Raw genomic sequence first — 360 nt, forward strand, 5'->3', positions numbered from 1 at the left:
GCCATATTATTACCCTCTATTATTCAAATGAGCTTGAAATTCTTGATCTGCTATTGGGATCATCTGTTTGTAAAAACGTTTTTCATTACCGCCTTTGTTACCAGCACATAATAAAATACCTTTACGCTCAGGATCGAAAGCAAAAAATGCTCTCAATGGATCACCGTTACTTTGAACACGAAGCTCTTTCATATTTGTAAACTTCGAGCCATAAACAGTATCAGCGTAAGGTCTAGAAAGATGCGGACCTTTATTTTGAAGTAACAACATACCTGCGATCACATTTGCACGTTCTGAATCGTTTAGTGAATCAAACCATTCATCAAATGTATCCGTAGTAATAACTTCCCACATAATAAT

Annotated in this window: 1 protein-coding gene; it reads right to left on the reverse strand. The window is 35.8% G+C overall.

Features of this window, described 5'->3' with window-relative positions:
* Nucleotides 1-9: 9 nt before the first annotated feature.
* A partial coding sequence (locus A6E03_RS17970) for a type II toxin-antitoxin system RelE/ParE family toxin (RefSeq protein WP_369688363.1) occupies nt 10-360 on the reverse strand: 351 nt, incomplete at its 5' end.

Origin of the sequence: Aliivibrio sp. 1S128, assembly GCF_001691065.1 — a bacterium.
Taxonomy (GTDB): Bacteria; Pseudomonadota; Gammaproteobacteria; order Enterobacterales; family Vibrionaceae; genus Aliivibrio.